We start from the raw sequence: 25028 nt of genomic DNA, 5'->3' as shown, positions 1-25028 counted from the left end.
GGCCGAAGTAACGTTGGCCCCATGGTCGACCTGCACCCCGCGGTGGCGGTACTCGCTCCCCTGGTGGGCACCTGGACCGGGTCCGGTACCGGCGAATACCCCACCATCGAGACATTCGGATATTCGGAGACCGTCACCTTCGGCCACATCGGCAAGCCGTTCCTGGCCTACACCCAGCGCACCAAGGCCGTCGATGACGACCGGGCGCTGCACGCCGAGACCGGATACGTCCGGGTCCCCGCACCGGGACGGGTGGAATGGCTGCTGGCTCACCCCACCGGCATCGTGGAGGTGCTGGAGGGCCCGCTGGACATCGCCGCCGACGGCACCGTGACCATGCAACTCACCTCCAGCATCGGGCGCTCCGCGTCCGCCAAGGAGGTCACCGCGCTGTCGCGCACCCTCACCCTGCGTGGTGACCATCTGAGCTACACGGTGCGGATGGCCGCGGTCGGCCAACCGCTGCGGCACCATCTCGCCGCCGTGCTGCGAAAGGAACAACCGTGACCGACGACCGACGCATCCGGGTTCCCGCCGACCTCGACGCCGTCACCGACCGCGCCGAGGAGGACCATTCCGAGGTCGATTCCGCTGCGGTGGAACGCATCTGGGATGCCGCCCGGCACTGGTACTCCGCCGGGATGCATCCGGCGATCCAGGTGTGCCTGCGCCGCAACGGCAAGGTCATCCTCGACCGGGCCATCGGTCACGGTTGGGGCAACGGCCCAGGTGATTCCGTTGACGCCGAACAGATTCCGGTCGCCACCAGCACCCCGTTCTGCGTGTACTCGACCGCCAAGGCGATCACCACCACCGTCACCCACATGCTGGTCGAGCGCGGCGCGTTCTCCCTGGAAGACCGGGTGTGCGATTACCTGCCCAACTACACCAGCCACGGCAAGGGCCGCACCACCATCCGCCACGTGGTCACCCACAGCGCGGGCATCCCTTTCGCGACCGGCCCCAAACCGGATCTCAAACGGATGGACGACAGCGAGTACGCCCGCGACATGCTGGGCCGGATGAAACCGGTGTACCGGCCCGGCCTGGTGCACATCTACCACGGTGTGACCTGGGGCCCGCTGATGCGCGAGATCATCTCCGCGGCAACCGGGCGCAGCATCCGCGACATCCTCGCCGAGCAGATCCTCGACCCGCTGGGGTTTCGCTGGACGAATTATGGTGTTGCGGCGCAGGATGTTCCGCTGGTGGCCCCCAGTCATGTCACCGGCAAACCGCTACCCGCACCGATCGCCAAGGCGTTCAAGACCGCGGTCGGCGGCACCCCGCAGCAGATCATCCCGTTCTCGAACACACCGGAATTCCTCACCGGCGTCGTCCCGTCGTCGAACACCGTGTCCAACGCCCACGAGCTGTCCAGATTCGCCGAGATTCTTTGCCGCGGCGGTGAACTCGACGGGGTCCGGGTGCTCTCACCCGAGACGCTGCGAGCCGCGACCACGCAGGCCCGTCGGCTACGCCCGGACCTGGCGACCGGCCTGGCGCCCATGCGCTGGGGTACCGGGTACATGCTCGGGTCCAAGCGGTTCGGGCCGTTCGGCCGCGACGCCGACGGCGCCTTCGGGCACACCGGGCTCACCGATATCGCGATGTGGGCGGACCCGCAGCGCGCTCTCTCGGTGGCGGTGGTCAGCAGCGGTAAGCCGAGCGGGCATCCGGAGGCCAAGCGCTATCCGGCGCTGCTGAACGCGATCAACGCGGAGATCCCACGCATCACCTGAGCGATGTCCTGTGAGCAGCCTCACGCCGGCCACGGCGTGCGGTTCCGATGTCCGGTCACGACCAATAGACATCAACTCACACGATAAGGACAGCACCATGGGTGACATCTCCAACAAGGCCGAAGAGCTCACCGGCAGTGCCAAGCAGACCGTCGGCGAGATCACCGGGGATGACGAGCTGCGCGCCGAAGGCGCCGCCGACAAGGCCGGCGCACAGGTCAAGCAGGGCGTCGAGGCGGTGGCAGACAAGGCGCAGGAGGCGGCCGGCGAGGTCAAGCAGGCCGTCTCCCAGTCCGCCGACTCTCGGGTGGTCATCGCCGCGCTCGCCGGCATCGCCGTCGTGGTGGCCCTCGCCGTTCGCCGTAACCGCCGGGCGTCGCGGTCCAAGAAGCACCCTGTCGCCAAGAAGGCCGCCGCGGCCGGCATCGCCCGCGCATTGACCCGCTGACCAATCCGGTCAGCGGACCTCTGGAGAAAGGAAACGAAAATGGGAATTGTGGACAAGGCCAAGAACGCGGCCGAGGACGCCATCGGCAAGGCCAAGGAGGTCGTCGGAGACGTCACCAACAACGACGAACTCAAGGCCGAAGGCAAGAAGGATCAGGGCGTCTCGGGCGTCAAGAAGGTCGGCGAGAACATCAAGGACAAGTTCACCAACTGATCTGATGCAGCGGCGGGCCATCAGGCCCGCCGCTGTTGTCAGATCTCCAACGCTGCGTTCGCCGAGTCGAGGTGTTCCACCGTGGTGAAGACCAATTCGGTGTCGCCGACGTTCTCGATATCGTGCAGTAGGTACTCACCGGCCGCGAAGCTGAAGTGCCGGGTCTCACCGGCGGCGTAGGACACATCGCGGGTGGTGCCGTCGGAGGTGTGCTGGCGGCTGCTACCGGCATTGACCGCCGTCCAGAAGTAGTCCAGCACATGGCGATGGGCGTGCCAGCGCTCACCGGGTGCCAGCCGGATCTCCCACACCCGGACCCGCTCGTTCTGGCTCAGCAGCCGGGAGCCGACGTAACCGTCGTGGGAGTACGTGTCGAACTCGGCGCGCAGGTCGGCGCTCCAGCCCTCGAAGTCGGTACCCATCAAGGTGCCGGCCAGTGGGGCGTCGGTGAGGAAATCGTGCGTGCTTGACATGTCTTCTCCTTGAGGATGTTCAGTGGCCCGGGCCGTAGAGGCCGAAGCGGTTGTCGGGGTCGCCGGGCACCCAGGTGCAGTCCACCTGCGAGCGGGTGCCCATCTCCTTGACCCGGCGCATCAGGCTGTGCGCCAGCTCGAGCTGGCCGGGCTCCCATTTGGCGAGTGCTTCGGCGATATCGGCGCTGTCGGACAGCGCGTCGTACAGGGCCCAGGCGTTCGCGGCGGCCTTGGCGGTACCCGCGGCGGCATGCGGGCGCGCGGCGCTGGCCGCGTCGCCGATGAGCGCGACCCGCCCGGTCGCCATCTGCTGGGCCTGCACGTCGAACACCGCCTGCAGGTAGGGCTGTTCGGTGCGCAGTACCACCTCTGCCGCCGCGGGAGCCAGCAGTTCCGGTGCCGCGGTGCGCATCTCGTCGATGAACCGGTCCTGTACCTGGCCCGGGTGCAGTGACACCCCCGCTAGGAAGCCACGCTTGTCGGTCATGAGTTCGTCGAGCTCGTGGCCTTCGGCGACGTTGCGGTACCAGACATAGTTCAGCAGGCGCTCCCCCACACCGAGGCCACCGTCTCCGGACGGGATCGGGTACACGTTGATGTGGGTGTGCGGTGCGACGCTGTAGCTGATCGCGTCATGGAGCAGGTCGAAGGTTGCTGCGCTGACCTGATTTTCGGGCACGGTGCCGCGCCAACCGACATAGCCCGAATACTCCAGTGTGGATCCGGGTGAGATCCGGCGCCGGCTCGGCGAGCTGATCCCGTCGGCGAACACCACCAGATCGGCGCGCTCGCGCCGTCCCGAGGTGAATCGCACCTCGACACCGTCGGCATCCTGGTCATAGCCGGCCGCGTACTCTCCCAGGTGGTAGTGCGCTGAGCCGAAGTCGGACAGTAGCGCACGGTAGAAGGTACCCCAGGACGTGTAGCTCCACGGCGCCGGGTCGCGGTGCAGAACCTCGTTGTCCCGACCCAGATACTGCACGAAATGGGTTGATGTACTGACGTTCTCGGGATGCTGATCACTGCACTCCACGAACCAGCGCAGGGTATCGGGTTGCAGCACGATGCCGCCGCCCCGGCCGTCCAGCGATGTGGGGGTCCGCTCATACACGTCGACGTCGAAGCCCAGCCTGCGCAGCAGCAGCGCCGTGGTCAGCCCGCCGATCGAGCCGCCGATCACCAGCGCCCGTTGACCGGCCCAGTTCGTCTTCGCCTCGCTCATGCTGTCTCTCCTGCGTTGTCGAGCCCGAGGAATGCCCGGGCATTGGTCTCCAGTGCAGTGTCGTCGATACCGACCGCACGCGGAAGCCCCAGCGGGTCAGGCGTTCCCATGTCGAACGGATAGTCGCTGCCGCACATCAGGTGGGTGGGACCGGCCTGTGCGCGCAGCAGTTCCAGCGCGGGTACATCGTGGGTCAGGGTGTCGAACCACAGGTCGGCGAACGCCTCCCGCGGTGGCCGGCTGTTCCCGGCCCGCACGTCGGCGCGCTGATCCCAGCCGTGCTGCCAGCGCCCGACGATCCCCGGAGCGCACCCGCCGCCGTGCACCAGCACGATCCGCAGCGTGGGCAGCGCGTCCAGCACGCCGCCCAGGGTCAGCGCGGCGGCCGCCGTCGCGGACTCCACGGGGTTGCCGATCAGGTTGGCCAGGTAGTACGACGACCATTCCGGGCGCGGCAGCTGCATCGGGTGTACCAGCACCGCCATGTCGTTCTGCGCTGCGGCGGTGAGGATCTCACGCATCGGATCCACGTCGAATGATGTGCCACCGAGCAGCGGGGGCACCGCGATACCGCGGATGACCGACGCGGTGGCCATCGTCTCGATCTGTTTGCGGGCCGCGTCCGGGTCGTGCAGCGTGACCAGTCCCAGGCCGAGCAGCCGGTCCGCGTTGTCGCGGCACACCTTTTCCAGTGCGCCGTTGAACTCGCCGACGAATTCGTCGACACCCTCGGCGTGAGCGACGGGGAATGCGAACGGTGGTGCGGACAGCACCCGGGAGCCCAGGCCGGCCGCATCGGTGTCGGCGAGCACCCGGGTCACATCGCTCATCGCGCCCGTCTCGATGGACAGCGGGAGTTCGCCCAGGCAGAGCTCGCCGTCGCGGTCCCGCAGCGCGGGCAGCGGCGACCCCGGTGCGAGCCCGAACAGCTCCTGCGGCAACCAGTGTGCGTGGACGTCGATGGGACCGGTGCGCAGACTCACGATGCCACGCCCATCGCTTCGAGCGCCTCGAACCGGGCCAACACCTCGGCCTGCAGCACCGCGACGGCGGGGTCGGACGCCCGGCGCGGCCGGGGCAGGTCCACGTCGATGACCTCGTGCACGCGGCCGCCGGGGGCCAGCACCACGATGCGGTCGGACAGTTGCACCGCCTCGGTCACATCGTGGGTCACGAACATGACCGTGCGCCGGGATTCCAGCCAGATGCGTTCCAGATGTTCGCGCAGGGTCCGGGACGTCATGGCGTCGAGATGGCTGAACGGTTCGTCCATCAGCAGCACATCGGGTTCGACGGCGAAGGCGCGCGCGATACCGATGCGCTGCTGCTGTCCGCCGGACAGCTGGGCGGGGAACCTGTTGGCGCAGTGGCTCAGCCCGACCAGGTCGAGGTAGTGCTCGGCGCGCTGCTGCCAGCCGTCCCGCTCGTGCTGGACGAATCCCAGGTTGGCCATCACGGTGCGCCACGGCAGCAGCCGGGGGTCCTGGAAGACATAACCGACGCGGGCGTCGCGCCCGCCGGATCGCAGCCGCACACTGCCGGAGGTGTGGGTCTCGATGCCCGAGACGATGTTGAGCAGCGTGGTCTTGCCGCTGCCCGACGGCCCGACAACCGAGACGAAGGTCTCGCCGGTGATGGTCAGGTCGATACCGTCGATCACGCGGGTGACATCGCCGCGCCGGTCGGTGAATTCCTTGACCAGGTTCTGGATTTCGATGGAGGCCATGTTGTCGCTCTCTTTCTAGGCGGTGCGCCAGCGGGTGGCGTAGCGCTCGATGGGACCGAGGATGAGCAGGTCGGCGATGACCAGCAGCAGGATGAAGACCAGCACCCAGGCCAGGAAGCCGTCGAGCTGGTTGGCGTCGTACCAGTAGCGCGACCGCCACCCGACACCGGAGGTTGAGCCGAACCACTCCGCGAGCAGCAGACCGTTCCAGGCGCTCATGATCGCGAAACGCACCGCGGCCACGGTGGATCCGGCGACCGCGGGTGCGACGATCTCGCGCAGTACCCGGGTCCGGGACACCCCGAACGCCCGTGCCATCAAGATCAGGTCGGCGGGCACCGCCCTGGTGGCCTTGGCGATGTTGACGACGACGAACGGCACTCCGGAGAGGAACACCGTGACCACCGGGGTCAGCCAGCCGAACCCGAACCACATGGTGGTCAGCAGCGCCCAGATCACCGCCGGAATGGCCAGGGCCGCCGCGTTCAGGTCGGAGAAGGCCAGGTCAGCGATCCTGGACAGTCCCATCAGGACGCCGATCACCGCACCGACCACCAGGGCGGCGACGAGGCCGAGCAGGAACCGGTTCATGCTGATGGCCAGGTTTCCCCAGAGCTCGCCGATGGCGGCTTCGGCGCCGAGCCTGCCGATGGTGTCGGCCAGCGAGGGCACCCGGTTTCCGAAGATCACCGCGAGCTGCCAGGCTCCGATGATTGTCGCCAGGGCCGCGAGAACGGCTGCGGCGGAGGTGCTCTGGCTGCGGATGCGGTGCTGCCAGGAGGTGAGGGTGGTCATGCGATTTCCTTCCGCCATGCGAAGAAGCGGGTCTCCAGATGAGCCAGACCGCGCTCGATGAGTACCATCGCGATGATGAAGAGCGCGGTCCAGGCGAGCATGTCGTCGACCTGGAATTCCTGGTAGGCCTTGCGGATCATGAATCCGACACCGCTGCTGGCGCCGAACACCTCGGTCAGCGCCTCGACCTTCCATGCCATCGCGAATCCGTAACGCACACCGGCGAATACGAAGGTCGTCACCGCCGGCAGGTAGAGGTGGCGCAGGATATCGGAGCGCCGGCGTTCGAAGGCGTGACACATCGCCAGCAGGTTGCCGTCCACCGACCGCACCCCCTCGGCCACGTTCATCGCGATGAACGGGGTGGCCACCAGGGCGGAGACCACGATCGGTCCCCCGGCGCCGACGCCGAAGATCAGCAGGCCGAACACCGCGTAGGTCAGGCCGGGCATGTTGCCGAGCACGAACAGCGGTAGCGAGAAGTAGGACGTCATGAACGTGGAGCGGCCCATGGCGAATCCGATGACCAGCCCGGCCACCATGGCGATCGCGAAACCGGCGGCGATCTTGCCGATGCTGGCCGCGAAGTTCGTCACCGCCTCACCGGAGACGATGATGGCGAGCACCCGGTCGGCGACGTCGGCCGGGTTCGGCAGGATCGGATCGTTGACGATGACCGCGGCCAACGCCCACACTCCGACCGCGCCGATCAGGGCCAGCCCGGAGACCAGCCAGCGGCGGCTCCCCCAGGGTCGGTGGACGGCGGCTCGTGGCGGGGTGTCGCGCGGTTCGCGCTGGGCCGGCCGCGCCGTGACGGTCTGGGTCACTGGTGGACTCCTTCTGCTGGCAGGAACTGCGGATCGGCGATGTCGTCGCCGATCACGCCGGTGGTACGCATCAGGTCGAAGATCGAACTCTCGTCATCGGCCCACTTCTGGCCGAAGCGAACCTCGTCGACCACCCAGTCATGTTCGGCCACATACTGTTTCATGAACTCGATGTCCTCCGGGGTGGAGACGGCGAAGTGCTGTGGGTAGCGCTCGATCATGACGTCGCGGTGCTGCTGCCATTCCCGTAGGCCGCGGTCCCACAGATCCAGGAAGGCCGACACCTCGCCGGGATGGCCGTCGACCCAGTCCTTGCGGGCGACGAACACATTGCCCATCGGGCCGTCGTGGCCCGGTGCGTTGAATTCGGCGAACAGGTCCGCCGAGGACTTGCCGTCGTAGAGCGGCCGCACCGCACCGCTGCGGAGCTCCCGCGCGGACAGGTCCGGATAGCAGATGCAGGCGTCGATCTCGCCGCGCGCCAACAGGTTCGACAGGTTCTGGATATCGGCGACGACGACGTCGAAGTCGCCGTCAAGCAGCTGCATATCGTGCATCTGCTTGACCAGCGCGCTCCACACCAGCGTGCCCGACACCGTGGTGAACACCCCGAGGCGGCGGCCGCGCAGATCCTCCAGGGACTGGGCGGGATCATCGGCGCGGACCAGGATGCGGCTGCGCTCGGCGTTGTAGCGCCCGATGATGACGGTCTCGCGCTGGGTCTGTTCCTCCAGGGCGGGCACCTCGAAGGAGGCCGTCGAGATGATATCGGCGTGCCCACCGGCGAACAGGCCGAACTCGTCCCAGGTGGCGCTGGTCTCGATGGTGTAGCCGGTGTCGCGCTGCCACTGCTCGACGATGCCGGCGTCGTGCATGTAGTCCCAGATCGGGTCCGGGGCGAAGGTGAAGCGGATGACGCCGTCCTGGGCGGACCGCGATGACGCGGGCCCGCCGAGCCCTGCCGAGCAGGCCGTGGTCAGTGCCAGGACGGCGGTGGCCATCAGGGCCACCAGAGCTTTGGCAGTTCTGCGCATCGGCACTCTCCTCGAACGAATTCTTGTGACGGTGATCACGAGTCCCACGATGCTCGGCATTCCACCGCTCAGGCAATGTCGCTCAACACACACTTATGCTGGCTTTTATGTCCGCAAAGACACACCCTGTCGGCGACCCGACACTGGAACGCTGGCTACACGCGCTGGCCGGCATCGGCGAGGCGGTCGGCGGGGATGCGCCCGTCTCCCAATTGCTCGACCGGGTGGCCCGCACCGCGTGCACCCTGCTCGGCTATGACTTCTGCGCGGTGTTCCTGCCCGACGACGCCCGCGCGGCACTGACCATCGTCGGTTCGCACGGCCTGTCCGGCGACTACATCGCGCAGGTCAATGCCGATCGTCCGATCCTGCTGGACGTTGACGGCGAACAGGAGGCGCCGACCAGCATCGCGTTCCGTACCGGCGAGGTGGTGACCCTGGAGGACATCGAGTTGGTACCCGAGTTCAGCTGGGGCGGGGTGGCCCACGAACAGGGCTACCGGGCGCTGATCTCCGTGCCGCTGCGCCGGGCCGGCGCGATCGTCGGAGCGCTCAACGGATACCGCACCGGGCCGCACAGCTTCGATGCCGCCGAGGTCAGCCTCGTCACGACGCTGGCCACCCAGGTGGCGATCGCCCTGGGGACCGCACAACTGCGGGCCCAGGAGCAGGCCACCATCCGGGAACTCCGCCGCGCCGAAGAGGTGCACGGGCTGCTGATGGCCACCGCACTGCGTGGCGAGGGTGTCGCGGGGGTCGCCGACGCATTGGCCGAGTTGCTGGGCCGCGCCGTGCTGATCGACGAGGTTCACGGTGGCGAGCTCAGCCCCACCGTGACCCCTGTCGATGATCACTGGGAATCCGGAGTGGTGCTCGACGGCACGGTGGTGGCCCGGATACAAGTCGCCGGTGAGCACGTGTTGTCCGCACTCGATGTCCGTGCGGTCGAACATGCCGCGGTGGTGACCGCGCTGGAGCTGCTGCGGGCCCGCACCGCGGCCGAGGTGGAACAGCGCCTGCGCGGCTCGCTGCTCGCCGATCTGCTCACCGCGGATGTCACCGATGCCCTCGCCACGAGCTCGCTGTTGGAGCGGGCGCGGCGTCTCGGCTGGGACCTGTCCGGCAGCCAGACGCTGATCACCATCCGGTGGCCGGAAGCCGAACGGGCCGAGCGGATTCTGTCGATCACCGACCGGTTCGCCGCCGATACCGCCCCCAGACCACTGGCCGCGTTGTACCGCGGCGATCTGGTGGTGGTGTGCTCCTCGGAGTCACACTCGGAGGCCGCCGATCTGGCCGGCAGGCTCGTCGGCACCCTGTCGGCATCCGGCGCCGCCGAGTTCGCCGTGGCAGCCGTCTCCGCCACGGGCACGGTGACCGATCTGCCGGATGCCTACCGAACCCTGTGCGGTGCCATGAATCTCGCGTCGGATACCCAATCGACGACAGTGATCGACATGGCCGATGTGACCATCGATCATCTACTGCTGCAGCTCGACGACCCGCAGCGGTTGCGGGCGTTCGCACGCGCGGTGCTGGGCCCCGTCCTCGACTACGACCGGAGCCGTCAGACCCAACTCATCCACACCGCGCGCGTGCACCTGGAGCACAGCCTGGACCGTCGTGCCACCGCGAACGCACTTCACCTGCATCCCAACACCGTTGCCCAGCGGATCAGACGCCTGGAAGAGCTGACCGGGCTGCAGTTGTCGCGGCCGCGGGATCTGCTGCGGCTCACGTCGGCCCTGACGGTCGCCCAGGTCGCGGCACTCCGATAGGTCAGGCCCGCGAGGAGGCCCGCACCAGCAGCCGCAGCAGGACCTGCCCGATTCCGGCGAGCGGGATCTTCACCAGCGGGAACGTGGCGGTCGAGCCGATGGTGTATTCGATGTGGGTGCTCGTGCCGGCCTCGGTCAGCCGCACTTCGCCGGTGTAGCCGGGGAACGGGGTGCCCGAGAGCGCCTTGTAGCCGAACACGTGTGGCGCGTCGAAGGTCACCACCTCTTCGACGATGTCCGGACCCGGGCCCGGGGTGCCGATCCGGCGGACCGCGCCCAAACCGTTCGGATCGGGGGTGCCGGGCTTGCCGAGCGTGACCTTGACACCCGGACCCCAACCGGCCATGCCGACGTGGTCGGTCAGGGTGGCCCACACCGTGTCGATCGGGACGTTGACGGTGGCCTTCGCTGTGACGTGCATGAACCACATCCTGCCCCACCGGTTGGTCGACCCGCCTACGTGACGTCGATCACTCTTACCTAAGGTGGCTGGATGAGCGCGAAAGCCGATGCGGACCGGGTCGCTGACCTGGCCCGGCAGGTCGTGGCGGACCACGACCCGAAGAAGGTCCCGATCCCGGAGTTCCTGACGGCGAGCTATGACGCCGGGCTGTCCTGGGTGCACTTCCCGGAGGGACTCGGCGGATTGGGGGTCTCCCGCGGGCTGCAGGCCGTCGCGGACGGCATCCTGCAGGGCGCCGGCGGTCCGATGCCGCTGGGGCTCAACCCGATGGGTTACGGGATGGCCGCGCCGACGGTGCGCGAGCATGCACAGTCCGAGGACCTCAAGAGGTTCTGGCTGCGGCCGCTGGCCAGCACCGAGGACATCTGGTGCCAGCTGTTCTCCGAGCCCGGCGCCGGCTCCGATCTGGCCGGGTTGGCGACCTCCGCCGTCCGCGACGGTGACGACTGGGTCATCAACGGGCAGAAGGTGTGGACCAGCCTGGCCCACCGGGCGCGGTGGGGGCTGCTGCTGGCGCGCACGAATCCCGATGTGGCCAAGCACAAGGGGCTGACCTATTTCGTGCTGGACATGCATGCCCCCGGTGTCGAGACGCGGCCGCTGCGGCAGCTCACCGGGCAGGCCGAATTCAACGAGGTCTACATCACCGACGCCCGTATCCCCGATGCGCACCGGCTCGGCGAGGTCGGCAACGGCTGGGGTGTGGCGATGACGACGCTGATGAACGAGCGCAGTGCGCTCGGCGGCAGCGGTGCCAAGCGCGGCGCGGGCACCATCGCCGAGGCCGTCGGGCTGTGGGCCGCACGGCCGGACCTGCAGACCCCGGTGCTGCGCGACCGGCTCACCCAGCTGTGGCTGCGTTCGGAGGCCCAGCGGCTGACCGCGCAGCGTTCCCGGGCCACCGCCACCGTCGGCGGCCCGGGGCCGGAGGGTTCGATCGGCAAGCTCGTCGGCGCCGAACTCAACCAGCACATCTACACCTGGTGCATGGATCTGCTTGGCGCCGAGGGCATTTTGTACCACGGGTACGGACTTCACGACAGCGACGACGAATCGGATTGGCGGGGTCCCATCCAGCAGCGCTTCCTGCGCAGCAAGGCCAACACCATCGAAGGCGGGACATCGGAAGTGATGCGCAACATCCTGGCCGAGCGGATCCTGGGCCTGCCCGGCGATCTGCGGGCCGATGCCGGTATGCCGTGGAAGGAGATCCCGCGTGGCTGAGGAGTTTACGGATCAGCCCGACAATGTGGCTGATTCGCAGGAGTTCGTGTTCACCGGCGAGCAGGCCCAACTCCGGGATGCGGTGCGCAAATTCAGCGCCGACAATTTCGGCGAGGCCAAGGCCCGTGCCCAGATGGAATCCGAGCCGCGCTTCGACCGAAAAGTCTGGCAGCGCTTGGGATCCGAGCTCGGTGTACTCGGGCTGTCGGTACCCGAGGCCGCTGGTGGCGTCGGCGGCACGCTGGTCGATCAGGCCATCGCGGTGGAGGAACTCGGTGCTGCGCTGGCGACCGGGCCGCTCTTCGGCACCGTGTTCCTGGCCATCCCGGCGCTGGTCGCCGCGTCTGCCGGCCCGGACCGTGACGATCTGCTCGCCGCCCTGGTCGAGGGCACCCGCACGGCAGCGTTCGCGGTCCCGGATCGGGCCGGCGCCTTCGACCCCGCCGCCATCACCGTCACCGGAACCGAGCGGCTGACCGGACGGGTCGAACGCATCGTCGACGCCGATGCCGCCGACGAACTCCTGGTTGCCGCAACGGGGCCCGGGGGCGTGGCGCTGTACGCCGTTGACGCGAGCGGCCCCGGCGTGCAGCGCACCCCGTTGGTCACCCTCGACCTGACCAGGCCGCAGGCGACCATCGAGCTGTCCGATGCGCCGGCGCGGCTGCTGGCCGGACCGGATGAGGCCGACCGGGTGATCACCCACGCGCTGCAGGTCGGCTCGGCTCTGCTGGCCGCCGAACAGATCGGCGCCGCGGCACACCTGCTGAATCTCGCCGTCGAGTACGCGAAGTCCCGGCTGCAGTTCGGCCGCCCGATCGGGTCCTTCCAGGCCGTCAAGCACCGGCTGGCCGAGGGCCTGGTCGATCTGGAACATGCCCGCTCGGCGACCTATCACGCGGTGTGGGCGCTCAGCGACGGCTCCGACGACCCGGCCCTGTCGTCCGCCATCGCGCAGGCCCTGGCGTCGGCGGCGTTCTCCCGCATCGCCGCCGACACCATCCAGGTGCACGGCGGGATCGGCTTCACCTGGGAGCACCAGGCGCACCTGTACTTCAAGCGGGCCACCACTGATGCGGCGCTGCTGGGCAGTGCCGAAGCACACCGCAACCGGGTGGCCGAGCTGGTCCTCGACACCGCGCCGGCGGACCGGGCACCACGGGTCGCTACCGGCATGTAGCAGACAGCACGCGGGTCGCACAAGGGCCGGCGGGGCGGGATTCTCGGGCCTCCGGGCGGATTCCTGCCGTCGCCGGACGCCGAAGACTCGACGTGTGCCCCTCCTGTCCCGCCGACAGCTCCTCGTCGGCCTCACCGCAACCCCGTTGGCCCTGACGCTGGCCTGCTCGAGCCCCCAGCCCGAGCGCCGCGCGCAGGCACTGACCCGTCCGCTGCCGATCCCGCCGTTGGCCGACTCGACCGTCGGCCCCGACGGCACCCGTATCTTCACCCTGCGGGCGATCGCCGGGGAGACCGAGATGCTGCCCGGGGTGCGCACCGCCACCTGGGGATTCAACGGCTCGATCCTGGGGCCGACGCTGCGCGCCCGGCGCGGTGAATCGGTGGCGGTCCAGGTCGAGAACGCGCTGACCGAACCGACCACCGTGCACTGGCACGGTATGCACGTGCCGGCCCAGTGCGATGGCGGTCCGCACCAGACGGTGCCGGCCGGCGGGCAATGGCAGCCCCGCTGGCAGGTGCGGCAACCCGCGGCGACGCTCTGGTATCACCCGCATCCGCACGGCGCGACCGAGAAGCACATCTACCGGGGACTGGCCGGCATGTTCCTCATCGACGACGACGGCGACGGCACTGCGGGTCTTCCGCGCGAATACGGCGTCGACGACATCCCGCTGATCATCCAGGACCGCCGCTTCACGCCCGCGGGTGCGCTCGACGAATCCGATCCGACGGACATCGGCCTGCTCGGCGACACCATCGTCACCAACGGTATTGCCGGAGCCCATCTCGCGGTGCGCACCGAGCGGGTCCGGCTGCGCATTCTCAACGGTTCCGGTGGCCGGCTGTACAACCTGGGTTTCTCCGACGGCCGGGCTTTCCACATCGTCGCCGGCGACGGCGGACTGCTCGCCGCTCCCGTTCCGGCCACCCGGGTGCAGCTGAGTCCGGGCGAGCGGGCCGAGATCATCGTCGACTGCTCAACTGGCAACACTGCTGTGCTGCAATCCTTCCCGATCGATGACCGGGCCGGGCTGGACGCCGAGGAGGCAGCCCGTTTCGGGGTCGGTGACTCGTTCACCATCCTGCGGCTGCAACCGGAGTCCACTCTGCGTCCTAGCGCGACGCTCCCCGCAGCGCTCGCCGCATTGCCGGCGCTGCCGGATCCGGCGCGCTCGGTGCACCGCGAGTTCGACCTGCAGTGGTTCATGATCAACGGGAACCGGATGGACATGAACCGCATCGACTTCCAGGCGACCGTGGATACCGACGAAATCTGGACCGTACGCAACGTGGACAACTGGCCGCACAATTTCCACGTGCACGACACCCAGTTCCGGGTCATCGACATCGACGGCGCGCCGCCACCGCCGCAGCTGGCAGGTTACAAGGACACGGTGTACACCCCACCGGGGCAACGGATAAGGCTTGCGGTCCGATTCTCCGACTACACCGACCCCACCTTCCCGTACATGTATCACTGCCATCTGGCCCTGCATGAGGACCAGGGCATGATGGGTCAGTTCCTGGTGCTCAATCCCGGGCAGCAGGCCGAACCGATGGCCATGGACATGCCTCACGCCATGCGTTGATATCCGAACACCGCGAGTTGCACCCTGTTCTGCGCACCGAGCTTGTCCATCAGGTTCGCGACATGCGTCTTGACGGTCGTGACGCCGAGATGCAGCCGATCGGCGATCTCCTGATTGGACAGTCCCTCGACGACCAAGGGCAGCACATCCTCTTCACGTGCGGTCAGCGGTGCCGCAGTGGGGCCGTCGGGCACACGCGCGTCGACCGCTCGGGACACCAACCGCTGCAAAAGATGTGGTGACAGCACGAAGTCACCGGCGGCGACCCGATGCACGGCGGCAATCAGTTCGGTGGGTTCGGTGTCCTTGACCAGGAAGCCCGCGGCCCCGGCGGCCAGCGCGGGATACACATGGTCATCGTCGTCAAAAGTGGTGAGCACCAGTATCTTTGCCTCAGGGCGAACGGAGAGCACCTGTCCGATGGCGGTGACACCGTCGACCCCGGGCATCCGGAGATCCATCAGGATCACATCCGGCGCCACCTCCGCGGCCAGCCGCACCGCCTGCGCACCGTCGGCAGCCTCACCGACCACCTGCACACCGTCCGTCGATTCGCACAGCATGCGCAGTCCGGCCCGGACCAGGCGTTGGTCATCGGCGATCAGGATGCGGGTAGCCATGCCCGTACCTTCCATCCCTGCTCGCTGCGGCCGGCGGCGAACGTGCCGCCGCAGAGCACCATTCGCTCCGACATGCCGACGATACCCAGGCCACCCTGCTGCTCGTCGACCCCGACACTGTCGACGCCGATCTCCACACCGCCATCGCGGCGTGCGATGGACAGCTGCACAGGACCTTCCGGATCGGCATGTTTCATCACATTGGTGAGCGCCTCCTGCGTCACCCGCAGTACGGTCAACCGCGCCATCGCGTCAAGCCCGGTGATCGTCGCGTCGATATCCGCGTCGACGGTGAAACCCGCTGCGCGGGTGCGGTGCACGGCGGCATCGATCTCGCCCCACAGCGCCTCGGGTTCCACCATCGCCACCTCGTGCAGGGCCGGGTCACGCAGCGCCGCCTGCCAGCGCCGGATATCGGCCAGTGCGTCGGCCGCGGTGCGGTGCACATCGTCGAGCACCTCGGCGACCCGCGGATCCTGCTTGCCGATCACGTGTTCGGCGACGCCGGTGCGCAGCGCGATGGATGCCATGTGATGGGCGACCAGATCGTGCAACTCACGCGCCATGGCGCCACGTTCGGCAGCGCGAACCTCCGATTCCGCAAGTGCCCGGAACCGTCGCTGACCGCGCAGGTACAGGCCGAGCAGCAGTGGCAGCCCGAACGCCGCCACCACGGTGGTGATATCGGCGGCGCTCCACCGCGCCGCGTGATCGTCGAGTTGCACCCCCACCACCAGGGCGAGCAGCCAGCCGGTGGCGGCGACGGCGATGATCGGATCCCGGTCGGTGCGTGCTGCCAGCTCGGTCAGCGCGAGCGCACCGATATAGGGCACCAGACCGGACAAACCCCACGCCTGGGCGGCGAACATCGGCACCGCGAGTGCGGACAACGCGAGCGACATCGGAAACGGCCACCGGCCGCCGAAGAGGAAGACCACGGCCGCCGTGCAGGCGAGTACCCAGTAACCCGCCGATACCCGGAACTCGCCGGGAAAGGTACTCACCGCCAGGAGCACCGGCGTCAACAGCAGCGGCGCGCTCCGGAGCAGGAGGGAGTGCACATGATCAGGCTATCGCGCCGGCGTCCTTCAACTCCTCGATGCGATCCCAATCCAGCCCGATCTCCATCAACACGAGCTCGGTGTGTTCGGAGGCCTGAGGCGCGCGGGTGGTCTGCAGCGGTTCGTGGTTGAACTGCACCGGCCCGCGCACCACCTTGAAAGGTGTGCCGTCGGAGCCTTCGACCTCGGTGACCATGTCATTGGCCAGCGCCTGCTCATCGCTGCCCAGGTCCACCAGGCTCTGGAACGGCGCCCACTGGCCCCGCATCGTCTTGAGGTGCGTGCGCCAGTACTCGAACGGTCTGCTGCGGATGGCTGCAGTGATCAGTTCGACGGCGGCCGCGGCATTTTCGATCAGCGGAAGCACATCGGAGAAGCGCGGATCATCGGCCAACTCGGGCAGCCCGAGATGCTCGAAGGCGTCCCGGATATACCCGGTCGGGCTGACGATGCACAGGTTGATGGTGCCACCGTCGGAGGTCAGGTAGTTGCCCAGGAAGGGGTTCACCGTGGGGCCAACGGAATTCGGCATCACCGAGCGCATGGTCTCGCCGGTCTCCATACCCTGGGTGACGCTGGCGCCTGCCGCCCACCACGCCGTGCTCAGCAGGGATACGTCGATCTCGGAGGTCTCGCCGGTGCGCTCGCGGTGGAACAGCGCCGCGGAGATACCACCGGCGATGTTCATCCCGCCGATCGAATCACCGAAGGCCGGGATGCCCTGTGACAGTGCACCACCGAGTTCTTCGGGCGTCAGCGCGTGCCCGACACCGCTGCGGGTCCAGAATGCGGTGCCATCGAAGCCACCGGTGTCGCGTTCGGCGCCCTTGTCGCCGTAGGCGCTGCCGCGGGCGTAGATGATGTTCGGGTTGACCGCCCGGATGTGCTCGACATCGAACTTGTTCCGCTGCCGCTGGGCGGGCAGGTGGTTGGTGAGGAACACATCGGCGGTCTTGGCGATCTCGTAGAGCACCTCCTGGCCGCCCGGGGTGGAGACGTCGATGCCGACGCTGCGCTTGCCCCGGTTGGGATGCTCGATCAAGGGATGCCGGTTGGGGTCGAGCGCGAAACCGCCCATGTTGATGAACCCGCGCTGGGTGTCACCGCGCACCGGGTGCTCGACTTTGATGACGTCGGCGCCCCAGTCGGCGAGGATTGCGCCGGCGGCGGGGACGAAGGTGAACTGTGCGACCTCCAGGACGCGAACGCCCTCCATGACCTTACCCATACCGCCGACCGTACCGTATCCGCGACGGTATAGACCTGCGTCATTCGGGAAGACTTGAGCCGTTGTCAGGCGATGCACCTACCGAAGGGAGAACGTGAATATGACCATCGGCATCATCATCGGATCGATACGGGAGGGCCGCGCCGGCGCCTCCGTCGCGCAATGGGTCGCCGAACAGGCGGCACGCCGGGACGCCACCGAATTCGAGGTCATCGACCTCAAGGAGTTCGATGTCCCACTGCTGACCGCGCCGCTGCCACCCGCCGCAGCGAACCGTGAGTACGACTCGGAGAACGTACGCCGGTGGAGTCAGGCGATCGATTCCTGCGAGGGATTCGTCTTCGTCACCCCCGAGTACAACCACGGCGTGCCCGGTGCGCTGAAGAATGCGGTCGACAGCCTGGGTCCCGAATGGACCGGCAAGGCGGTCGGGTTCGTGTCCTACGGGGCGGACGGCGGTGTGCGCGCCGTGGAGCAGTGGCGCCAGATCGTGGCGAACTTTCAGATGTTCGATGTCCGGGCCCAGGTCGCGCTGTCCCTGTTCCAGGAGTTCGGCGCGGACGGATTCACCCCGCAGGAGCGCCGCGCGGGTGAACTCGACACGCTGCTGGATCAGTTGATCAGTCTGACCGCACGCCTCGGTATATCCCCCGCTTGACGATCCACGGCTGCAGGACGTTGCGCACCGACCAGGCCGGGAACCGGACCGCCTGACCGGACGGGGCGAACACCTCCAGGCCGTCGGCCTGGGCGCCGAGCACCGATCCCCAGCGCGCCTTCGGCGGCGTATAGGCACGCAGCGGCCTGCCCGCGGCGTGGGCCGCGATATTGCGGGCGAGCAGACCGTCGGCGCGGCTGCGCGCCGAGGCGCGCAGCGGATCGGTGGCCGCGACATCGCCTATCGCGAAGACCTCCGGGTGGCCGGGTACCTGCAATTGCGGTGTGACGCGGACGAATCCGCCGTCGTCGAGCACATCGGCGGGCAGCCAGCCGGTGTTCGGGCTGACCCGGCCGATCGCCCACAGCACCGCATCGGCGGTGACCGCGGGCTGCCCGGTGCTCCAGTGCACCGGATCGCCGGTGATCTCGTCATGGTCTGCGGGGATCATGGCACGGTGCCCCGGATTGAGCGCCACTCCGGAAGCGGTGAGCCGCGATTCGATCCGCCGCCACACGCGGCGATGATGCTGTGGCAGCGCATGTTCGCCGGGGTAGTACAGACCGATCGCGGCGTGGGGCAGCGCGACCGCCAGGTTGGCCGCCGCGCTCACCGCCGCGGCGCCTCCCCCGATCACCGCGATGGAGCTCGCTCCGGCCAGCCGCCGGTGCACCGCCTGCAGGTCCGCGTCGATCTCGTCGGCGGACTGCAGGTGCGGCCGGCGCCAGAACCCGTTCGTGACACCGGTGGCGATGACCAGGATGTCGTAGGGCACGTGCTCGAGGGTGCCGGCACGGTCGACGCCGACGGTCCGCGCGGCAAGATCGAGCCCGGTGAGGGTGCCGTGCACGGTGCGCACCCGGTCCAATCCGCGGAACCGGTCGAATCCGGTCCAGTAGTCGCGCGCCCATTCTTGCGGGCGGGCCACCCGCACCCCGAGTTCCTGCCCGCTGAGCAGGCCGGGTTTGGCGGAGATGCCGGTGACCTCGAAGCGCTTGGCCAACTTGAGCGCGGTCAGGACCCCGGTGTCGCCGAGCCCGGCGATGACAACACGCTGCACCCCGTCACGTTAACCGGCGGTAACTCGTTCGGTTGCGCTTTCGATAGCTGGGCTAACCTCAGGCGATGAAGGGCGCCTATTACGAATTGCTCGACGCCGACGACTTGCTCGGCGAGCGGTTCGAGGCCTCCGCCGATGTCACCAGCACCTGGTCGCCCGATATGCAGGGCGCCGCGCCGGTCTCGGCGCTACTGGTCCGCGCACTGGCGCGTTGCGATCCGCGCCCGGACACCCGGCTCAGCCGGGTGGTCGTCGACCTGCTCGGGCCGGTCCCGGTGACCGGTCCGCTGTGGATGCGCGCCGAACGCCGCCGGGCGGGCACCAAGATCGAACTGCTCAGCGCGGAGATGCTCGCGACGGGGCCCGACGGCTCGCCGCGCCCGGTGGCCGAGGCCCGCGCCTGGCGGTTCCAGGAACACGACACCACCGAACTGGTGTTCACACCGGATCCGCCGCTGCGGCCCCGCGCCGAGAGCATGGCGCGCCCGGCCAACCCGGATCTGGGCCCGACCTTCATCGACACGCTGGATTGGCATTGGCTCAACGACGTGCTCCACAGCGTGCCCGCCGAATGCTGGGTGCGTTCGAAGGTCGACCTGGTCAAGGGAGAGACGGCCACGCCTCTGGAGCGGCTGTTCTGCATCGCCGACATCGCCAATGGCATGGGTTCGCGGATGGACGTCCGCCAGTGGACGTTCCTCAACACCGACCTCACGGTGCATCTGCACCGGCTGCCGGTGGGTGACTGGTTCGGCATCCGCGCCCAGACCAGCTATGGCCCCGACGGTGTCGGCACCTCGGTGGGCACGCTGTTCGACGAGACCGGGCCGATCGCCGCCATCCAACAGGCCCAACTGGTACGCCGCCGTCCGTAGTATTGGGGCCATGAAGCTGCGCCGCGTTCGCAACGAAGCTGGTCTTCAACTGGAAATGCTTGCTGCCGATGGCAATTGGGAACCCACTGCGGACACCAGGGCACTCGGTGGACAGATCTTCGACGCGCACTGGGAAGCCGCGACCGCCGACCGGCATCTGCAGCACAGCGACCGGTTGTTGCCGTTCCAGCCACTGTCATTCCGCGACTTCATGCTCTTCGAGCAGCACAACATCGACGCCGCTCGTGGGCTGATCGAGCGCTTCCACCCCGCCCTGCACCGGGTGACCGCCACCTACGAGCGGGTCCTCGGCAGGCCCGTCCCGCAGTTCAAACCGAAACCACTGTTCTACCGGCAACCCATCTACTACATGGGCAACGCACAGACCTTCGTACCGACCGGAACACCGGTCGCGGCGCCGGAATACTCCCGCGCACTGGACTTCGAACTGGAGCTCGGATTCGTGCTCTCGGCGCCCTTGTTCGACGCGACGCCCGCCGAAGCGCTGGACGCGATCGGAGCATTTGTGGTGGTCAATGATTTCAGCGCCCGGGATGTGCAACGACCGGAGATGGACAGCGGATTCGGCCCGCAGAAATCCAAACATTTCCTGAGCTCGATGTCCGAGATCGCCGTGACCGCCGACGAGGTGTTGTCGCGGATCGACAGTCTCACCGGCTCGGTCACCATCAACGGCAGCCCGGTCAGCTCGGTGTCCAGCGCCGATATGCAGCACAGCATCGGCGATGTGCTGGCGCACGCTTCCCGCAGCGAACAGCTCTGCGCCGGAGAGCTGTTCGCCACCGGGACGTTGACGGGCGGCTCCGGCATGGAAACCGGGCACTGGCTGCGACCCGGTGACACGCTGACGCTGACGCTCGACGGAATCGGTCAGATCGAGCACGACATCCGTTAGCTGATCGCCGCAATCGCCTTGTAGATGCGCTGCTCGCTGACCGGGCGCGGGGTGCCCAGCTGTTGAGCCCACAGACTGACCCGTAATTCCTCTATCTGCCAACCGATATCGCCGACATCGGCCCCGGCGGCGCGGGCCGGGGACAGCGTCCGTACCAGGTCGTCATAGGCATCCTCCAGGGCGTGCACCCGGTCCATCCGCTCCCGGTCGGCGCCGAGCGCGTGCGGCAGCCGTTCCAGCCGCCGCCCGATCGCCAACAGATAACGGGTCAGATCGGCCAACCGGGTGACACCGGTGATGGTGACGAAACCCTTGGGCAGCAGCCGATCCAGCTGCGCCCTGATATCGGCGACGGCGTCGGCCTGCGCTGTCGGCGGCCGGTCCGGAATGGCCACCTGCGCCTCGTGGGCAGCGGCCAGCACCTTGCCGACCCGCGCGGCGATATCGGAGGTCGTCGCCGCCAACCCCCTGCCCACCCGGGCTGTCAGCGCGTCGAAATCGGCTTTGGTCCAAACCATTTCCCGGGCCAACGCATCGACGGCGGCGTCGGCGCAATCCTCCAGCAGAGCGGTCAGCGAGCCGTCCGGGTTGGCGTTCAGGGCGAGCCTGGCCCGAGTGTCGAGTCCGCGTTCCACCGACTTGACCGGCGACGGCGCCGTCAGCCGCAGCAGCCGGCGCAGACCCGGCCGCATCGTCGCGGTCTGTTCGGCCTTGGTCGCGAACACCCGCACATCCACCGCGGCACCGGTGTCCACGAAGGCCGGAAACCCGCGGACGGTATGTCCGCCGCTGAGTTGTTCCACCGTGCGCGGTAATTCGGCCAGATCGGGCGGCCACGCTGTCAGACCATTCCGCTGCCATGCGCCGGCAACGGCCTGGGCCACCGCGCGCTGCACCGGGGCCGCCAACCGATCCTGCAGGCCGGCCAGGTCCTTGCCCCGTGCCACCTCGGTGCCGTCGGCGGTCTCCACCGCGAAGGTGACCCGTAGATGGTCGGGGATCTTGCTCAGGTCGAACGCCTCGATCGGCACCACCACGCCGCTGCGCCTGCGCAACTCGCGTGCCATCTCGGTCAGCAGGGATCCGGTTCCAGGGTTCAGGTCATCGAGGATGGCCCGTGCGGTGTCCGGGGCGGGCACGAAGTTGCGGCGCAGATCCTTGGGCAGCGATTTGATCAGCGCGGTCACCAGTTCCTCCCGCAGTGCGGGCACCTGCCAGGCGAACCCATCGCCTCCGATGCGGGTGAGCACCTCGACCGGAATGTGCACCGTGACACCGTCATCGGCGGCACCCGGTTCGAACCGGTAGGTGAGTGGCAGCGCCAGATCCTCGGTGCGCCAGGTATCGGGGTGCTCGTCGGCGTCATCGGAGCGCAGCAGTTCGGCGCGGGTGAACGTGAGCAGATCGGGTGTCTTGTGCCGCTGCTTCTTCCACCATGCGTCGAAGTGCCTGGCCGACACGGCCTCCGGCGGAATCCTGGCATCGTAGAGAGCGAACAGCTCCTGGTCATCGATCACGAGGTCACGGCGGCGGGCCCGCTCCTCCATCTCCTCCAGCTCGGCGCGCAACGCGGTGTTGTCCCGGAAGAAATGGTGCCGGGTCTGCCAGTCACCTTCGACCAGCGCATGCTGGATGAACAGATCGCGCGAGACCGCCGGGTCGACCTGCGCGTAACCGACGGTACGGCGTGGCACCAGCGGCAGCCCGTAGAGCGTCACCCGTTCGAAGGCCATCACCGCGCCGCGCTGCGCATTCCAGTGCGGCTCGCTGTAGCTGCGCTGCACCAGATCCCCGGCCACCCGCTCGATGGAATCCGGGTCCACCCGTGCGGCGGTGCGACCGAACAGGCGGCTGGTCTCCACCAGATCGGCCACCACGATCCAGCGCGGCGGCTTCTTGGAGAGCACCGAACCCGGCGCCAGCACGAACTTGGTGTTCCGCGCGCCGATGTAGTCGCGGGTCTCGCCCTCCCGTAGGCCGATGTGGGACAGCAGGCCGGCGGTCAGCGCGGCGTGAATCCGGGCCGGATCGGCATCTTCGTCGGATTCCCGGATGCCCAGATCGCCCGCGATGCTGCGCAGCTGGCCCGCGAGGTCCTGCCACTCCCGGATCCGCAGGTAGTGCAGGAACTCGTCACGGCACATCCGGCGGAAGGCACTGCCGGAACGCTCCTTTCGTTGCTCCCGCAGATAGCGCCACAGGTTCAGGTAGGACACGAAATCGGAGTGTTCGTCGGCGAACCGGGCGTGCTTCTGGCGCGCGGCCTCCTCCCGGTCCACCGGGCGCTCCCGCGGGTCCGGGATGGACAGCGCCGCGGCGAGCACCAGCACTTCTCGCACACAGTTCTCGGTGTCGGCGGCCAGGATCATCCGCCCGATGCGTGGGTCCAGCGGCAGCCGGGCCAGCCGGCGTCCCACCTCGGTCAGTGCGCCGGCGCCGTCGAACGCCCCGAGTTCCTGCAGCAACTGCACACCGTCGCGGATGCTGCGCGCGTCCGGTGGGTCCAGGAACGGAAAGTCCTCGATATCACCGAGTTTCAGGGCGGCCATCTGCAGGATCACCGCGGCCAGGTTGGTGCGCAGGATCTCCGGATCGGTGTAGCGGGGCCGGGATTCGAAATCGGACTCCGCGTACAGCCGGATGCAGACACCGGGTGCGGTACGGCCGGACCGGCCGGCGCGCTGCGCGGCCGAGGCCTGCGAGATCGGTTCGATGGGCAGTCGCTGCACCTTGGTGCGCCGGCTGTACCGGGAGATGCGCGCGGTACCCGGGTCCACGACATACCTGATACCCGGCACCGTCAGCGAGGTCTCGGCGACGTTGGTGGCCAACACGATTCGCCGTCGTGCGGTGCTGGGCGTGAACACCTTCTGCTGTTCGGCGGTGGACAGCCGGGCATACAGCGGGAGCACCTCGGTGCCCTGATCCACCAGACCGCGCAGGGCGTCCGCGGTGTCGCGGATCTCGCGTTCCCCGGACAGGAACACCAGCACATCGCCGGCTGGTTCGGCCTCCAATTCGCCGATGGCGTCGACGATGGCCTCGGTCGGATCGCGCATCTCGGTGCGCACGATCTCGTGGTCCGGGTCGTCGGGATCGTCGCCCGCCTCGGTGGCCACCGGCACCTCGAGTGGCCGGTACCGGATCTCCACCGGATAGGTCCGCCCCGACACCTCCACGATGGGTGCTCCGGCGAAGTGCGCGGCGAAGCGCTGCGGCTCGATGGTCGCCGAGGTGACGATCACCTTGAGGTCGGGCCTGCGCGGCAACAGCTCGCGCAGATAGCCGAGCAGGAAGTCGATGTTGAGGCTGCGCTCGTGCGCCTCGTCGAGGATCAGGGTGTCATAGCGCAGCAGCCGGCGGTCACGCTGGATCTCGGCCAGCAATATGCCGTCGGTCATCAGTTTGATCAGTGTCGAGTCGCTGGCCTGATCGGTGAACCGGACGGTGTAGCCGACCGTGGAACCGAGCGGAGTCCCGAGCTCGTCGGCGATGCGCTGGGCCACCGTGCGGGCGGCCAGCCGGCGGGGCTGGGTGTGACCGATGGTGCCGCGGATGCCCCGGCCCAGCTCCAGACAGATCTTGGGCAGCTGGGTGGTCTTTCCCGAACCGGTGGCCCCGGCGACGATCACCACCTGGTTGTCGCTGATCGCTTTGGCCAGCTCGGCGCGGCTGTCGGTCACCGGCAGGTCCGGGTAGGTGATCTCGGGGACGGCGGCCTGCCGGGTGAGCACCAGCGCTTCCGCGGCGGTGAACTGCTTGATCAGCGATTCCGGGGGCTCGCCGTGCAACCCCTTGAGCCGTCGCCCGAGGCGCGAGGCGTCCCGGAATGTCAGATCGTCCAGCTTGGCGCGCAGCGCACGGACGGACTGGTGAGACACTCGCGCAAGGATA

The 25028-nt window shown here is 68.2% G+C and carries 24 protein-coding genes; 11 read left to right on the top strand and 13 right to left on the bottom strand.

What is annotated here, in order from left to right:
* Positions 1-21 precede the first annotated feature (21 nt).
* The 4 genes from EXE63_RS16085 to EXE63_RS16070 all read left to right on the top strand — a co-directional run bounded on the left by EXE63_RS16085 (position 22) and on the right by EXE63_RS16070 (position 2403).
* Entirely contained in the window at positions 22-507 is a 486-nt protein-coding gene (locus tag EXE63_RS16085) for a peroxynitrite isomerase (protein ID WP_168142759.1), read from the top strand.
* Positions 504-1742, top strand: a complete 1239-nt coding sequence (gene lipE, locus EXE63_RS16080) for a lipase LipE (protein ID WP_168142758.1) — start codon at positions 504-506, stop codon at positions 1740-1742. Before EXE63_RS16085 ends, lipE begins: the two co-directional genes overlap by 4 nt.
* A 97-nt stretch (positions 1743-1839) precedes the next feature.
* Positions 1840-2190, top strand: a complete 351-nt coding sequence (locus tag EXE63_RS33485; RefSeq protein ID WP_168142757.1) for a CsbD family protein — start codon at positions 1840-1842, stop codon at positions 2188-2190.
* 39 nt (positions 2191-2229) lie between these two features.
* Complete coding sequence (locus EXE63_RS16070; RefSeq protein WP_105366045.1) at positions 2230-2403, top strand: CsbD family protein; 174 nt, start codon at positions 2230-2232, stop codon at positions 2401-2403.
* Positions 2404-2441: 38 nt separating this feature from the next.
* Here the strand turns inward: EXE63_RS16070 and EXE63_RS16065 are convergent, their stop codons facing one another.
* The 7 genes from EXE63_RS16065 to EXE63_RS16035 are packed head-to-tail and all read right to left on the bottom strand — an operon-like array spanning position 2442 to position 8480.
* A complete protein-coding gene (locus tag EXE63_RS16065; protein WP_168142756.1) occupies positions 2442-2876 on the bottom strand; it encodes a cupin domain-containing protein in 435 nt (144 codons plus the stop codon).
* Positions 2877-2895: 19 nt separating this feature from the next.
* Positions 2896-4098, bottom strand: a complete 1203-nt coding sequence (locus EXE63_RS16060) for an FAD binding domain-containing protein (protein WP_168142755.1) — start codon at positions 4096-4098, stop codon at positions 2896-2898.
* Positions 4095-5081: an amidohydrolase family protein gene (locus EXE63_RS16055; RefSeq protein ID WP_234904524.1), complete on the bottom strand. Its 987-nt coding sequence runs from the start codon at positions 5079-5081 to the stop codon at positions 4095-4097. The genes EXE63_RS16060 and EXE63_RS16055 overlap by 4 nt, the downstream gene beginning before the upstream one ends.
* Entirely contained in the window at positions 5078-5824 is a 747-nt protein-coding gene (locus EXE63_RS16050) for an ABC transporter ATP-binding protein (RefSeq protein WP_168142754.1), read from the bottom strand. Before EXE63_RS16050 ends, EXE63_RS16055 begins: the two co-directional genes overlap by 4 nt.
* A 15-nt stretch (positions 5825-5839) precedes the next feature.
* The gene (locus EXE63_RS16045; RefSeq protein ID WP_168142753.1) at positions 5840-6619 is read right to left on the bottom strand and encodes an ABC transporter permease; all 780 of its coding nucleotides are present in this window, start codon (positions 6617-6619) and stop codon (positions 5840-5842) included.
* On the bottom strand, positions 6616-7446 hold the full coding sequence (locus EXE63_RS16040) for an ABC transporter permease (RefSeq protein WP_168142752.1): 831 nt from the start codon (positions 7444-7446) through the stop codon (positions 6616-6618). Before EXE63_RS16040 ends, EXE63_RS16045 begins: the two co-directional genes overlap by 4 nt.
* A complete protein-coding gene (locus tag EXE63_RS16035) occupies positions 7443-8480 on the bottom strand; it encodes an ABC transporter substrate-binding protein (protein WP_168142751.1) in 1038 nt (345 codons plus the stop codon). Before EXE63_RS16035 ends, EXE63_RS16040 begins: the two co-directional genes overlap by 4 nt.
* 107 nt (positions 8481-8587) lie before the next feature.
* On the opposite strand from EXE63_RS16035, the gene EXE63_RS16030 reads away from it, so the two are divergent.
* Positions 8588-10258 (top strand): helix-turn-helix domain-containing protein, encoded by a 1671-nt coding sequence (locus tag EXE63_RS16030; protein WP_168142750.1) that lies wholly within the window; start codon positions 8588-8590, stop codon positions 10256-10258.
* A gap of 1 nt (position 10259) precedes the next feature.
* Here EXE63_RS16030 and EXE63_RS16025 read toward each other — a convergent pair whose 3' ends face one another.
* Entirely contained in the window at positions 10260-10679 is a 420-nt protein-coding gene (locus EXE63_RS16025; RefSeq protein ID WP_234904523.1) for an SRPBCC family protein, read from the bottom strand.
* A 72-nt stretch (positions 10680-10751) separates the two neighbouring features.
* Here EXE63_RS16025 and EXE63_RS16020 point away from each other — a divergent pair, with 72 nt between their 5' ends.
* From EXE63_RS16020 to EXE63_RS16010, 3 genes are all read left to right on the top strand, one after another.
* Positions 10752-11945, top strand: a complete 1194-nt coding sequence (locus EXE63_RS16020) for an acyl-CoA dehydrogenase family protein (RefSeq protein WP_168142748.1) — start codon at positions 10752-10754, stop codon at positions 11943-11945.
* On the top strand, positions 11938-13125 hold the full coding sequence (locus EXE63_RS16015) for an acyl-CoA dehydrogenase family protein (protein ID WP_234904522.1): 1188 nt from the start codon (positions 11938-11940) through the stop codon (positions 13123-13125). Before EXE63_RS16020 ends, EXE63_RS16015 begins: the two co-directional genes overlap by 8 nt.
* A gap of 94 nt (positions 13126-13219) precedes the next feature.
* Positions 13220-14716 (top strand): multicopper oxidase family protein, encoded by a 1497-nt coding sequence (locus EXE63_RS16010; protein WP_168142746.1) that lies wholly within the window; start codon positions 13220-13222, stop codon positions 14714-14716.
* Here EXE63_RS16010 and EXE63_RS16005 read toward each other — a convergent pair.
* Genes EXE63_RS16005 through EXE63_RS15995 form a run of 3 tightly spaced genes read right to left on the bottom strand, consistent with a single transcriptional unit; the run spans position 14701 to position 17613 of the window.
* The gene (locus EXE63_RS16005) at positions 14701-15336 is read right to left on the bottom strand and encodes a response regulator (RefSeq protein ID WP_168142745.1); all 636 of its coding nucleotides are present in this window, start codon (positions 15334-15336) and stop codon (positions 14701-14703) included. The two genes, EXE63_RS16010 and EXE63_RS16005, sit on opposite strands and share 16 nt — an antisense overlap.
* Positions 15318-16397: a sensor histidine kinase gene (locus EXE63_RS16000; RefSeq protein ID WP_168142744.1), complete on the bottom strand. Its 1080-nt coding sequence runs from the start codon at positions 16395-16397 to the stop codon at positions 15318-15320. Before EXE63_RS16000 ends, EXE63_RS16005 begins: the two co-directional genes overlap by 19 nt.
* A 4-nt stretch (positions 16398-16401) precedes the next feature.
* Positions 16402-17613 (bottom strand): CaiB/BaiF CoA transferase family protein, encoded by a 1212-nt coding sequence (locus EXE63_RS15995; protein ID WP_168145612.1) that lies wholly within the window; start codon positions 17611-17613, stop codon positions 16402-16404.
* 112 nt (positions 17614-17725) lie between these two features.
* On the opposite strand from EXE63_RS15995, the gene EXE63_RS15990 reads away from it, so the two are divergent.
* Positions 17726-18283 carry an NADPH-dependent FMN reductase gene (locus EXE63_RS15990; protein ID WP_168142743.1) on the top strand — a complete coding sequence of 186 codons (558 nt, stop codon included), beginning with the start codon at positions 17726-17728 and terminating at the stop codon, positions 18281-18283.
* Here EXE63_RS15990 and EXE63_RS15985 read toward each other — a convergent pair.
* Positions 18246-19343: an FAD-dependent oxidoreductase gene (locus EXE63_RS15985; RefSeq protein WP_168142742.1), complete on the bottom strand. Its 1098-nt coding sequence runs from the start codon at positions 19341-19343 to the stop codon at positions 18246-18248. The genes EXE63_RS15990 and EXE63_RS15985 overlap by 38 nt on opposite strands.
* A 65-nt stretch (positions 19344-19408) precedes the next feature.
* Between EXE63_RS15985 and EXE63_RS15980 the strand changes: the two genes are divergently transcribed.
* Positions 19409-20218, top strand: coding sequence for a thioesterase family protein (locus tag EXE63_RS15980; RefSeq protein ID WP_168142741.1), 810 nt, complete (start codon positions 19409-19411; stop codon positions 20216-20218).
* A 10-nt stretch (positions 20219-20228) separates the two neighbouring features.
* Positions 20229-21134 carry a fumarylacetoacetate hydrolase family protein gene (locus tag EXE63_RS15975; protein WP_168142740.1) on the top strand — a complete coding sequence of 302 codons (906 nt, stop codon included), beginning with the start codon at positions 20229-20231 and terminating at the stop codon, positions 21132-21134.
* On the opposite strand, the gene hrpA is transcribed toward EXE63_RS15975, so the two are convergent.
* Complete coding sequence (gene hrpA, locus EXE63_RS15970; RefSeq protein ID WP_168142739.1) at positions 21131-25015, bottom strand: ATP-dependent RNA helicase HrpA; 3885 nt, start codon at positions 25013-25015, stop codon at positions 21131-21133. The two genes, EXE63_RS15975 and hrpA, sit on opposite strands and share 4 nt — an antisense overlap.
* Positions 25016-25028 lie beyond the last annotated feature (13 nt).

Source organism: Mycolicibacterium frederiksbergense (assembly GCF_012223425.1).
Taxonomy (GTDB): Bacteria; Actinomycetota; Actinomycetes; order Mycobacteriales; family Mycobacteriaceae; genus Mycobacterium; species Mycobacterium frederiksbergense.
Note: the sequence above shows the minus strand (reverse complement) of the source record. Positions and strands in the feature narration are given on the sequence as shown.

Bases quoted from the DNA above. Each gene is read 5' to 3' on its own strand.
- EXE63_RS16070 (WP_105366045.1), top strand. From the start codon at position 2,230: ATGGGAATTGTGGACAAGGCCAAGAACGCGGCCGAGGACGCCATCGGC.
- EXE63_RS16030 (WP_168142750.1), top strand. From the start codon at position 8,588: ATGTCCGCAAAGACACACCCTGTCGGCGACCCGACACTGGAACGCTGG.
- EXE63_RS16005 (WP_168142745.1), bottom strand. From the start codon at position 15,336: ATGGCTACCCGCATCCTGATCGCCGATGACCAACGCCTGGTCCGGGCC.
- EXE63_RS15995 (WP_168145612.1), bottom strand. From the start codon at position 17,613: ATGGAGGGCGTTCGCGTCCTGGAGGTCGCACAGTTCACCTTCGTCCCC.
- EXE63_RS16060 (WP_168142755.1), bottom strand. From the start codon at position 4,098: ATGAGCGAGGCGAAGACGAACTGGGCCGGTCAACGGGCGCTGGTGATC.
- EXE63_RS16045 (WP_168142753.1), bottom strand. From the start codon at position 6,619: ATGACCACCCTCACCTCCTGGCAGCACCGCATCCGCAGCCAGAGCACC.
- EXE63_RS16065 (WP_168142756.1), bottom strand. From the start codon at position 2,876: ATGTCAAGCACGCACGATTTCCTCACCGACGCCCCACTGGCCGGCACC.
- EXE63_RS16085 (WP_168142759.1), top strand. From the start codon at position 22: ATGGTCGACCTGCACCCCGCGGTGGCGGTACTCGCTCCCCTGGTGGGC.
- EXE63_RS16020 (WP_168142748.1), top strand. From the start codon at position 10,752: ATGAGCGCGAAAGCCGATGCGGACCGGGTCGCTGACCTGGCCCGGCAG.
- EXE63_RS16050 (WP_168142754.1), bottom strand. From the start codon at position 5,824: ATGGCCTCCATCGAAATCCAGAACCTGGTCAAGGAATTCACCGACCGG.
- EXE63_RS16025 (WP_234904523.1), bottom strand. From the start codon at position 10,679: ATGCACGTCACAGCGAAGGCCACCGTCAACGTCCCGATCGACACGGTG.
- EXE63_RS33485 (WP_168142757.1), top strand. From the start codon at position 1,840: ATGGGTGACATCTCCAACAAGGCCGAAGAGCTCACCGGCAGTGCCAAG.
- EXE63_RS15990 (WP_168142743.1), top strand. From the start codon at position 17,726: ATGACCATCGGCATCATCATCGGATCGATACGGGAGGGCCGCGCCGGC.
- EXE63_RS16035 (WP_168142751.1), bottom strand. From the start codon at position 8,480: ATGCGCAGAACTGCCAAAGCTCTGGTGGCCCTGATGGCCACCGCCGTC.
- EXE63_RS15980 (WP_168142741.1), top strand. From the start codon at position 19,409: ATGAAGGGCGCCTATTACGAATTGCTCGACGCCGACGACTTGCTCGGC.
- EXE63_RS15975 (WP_168142740.1), top strand. From the start codon at position 20,229: ATGAAGCTGCGCCGCGTTCGCAACGAAGCTGGTCTTCAACTGGAAATG.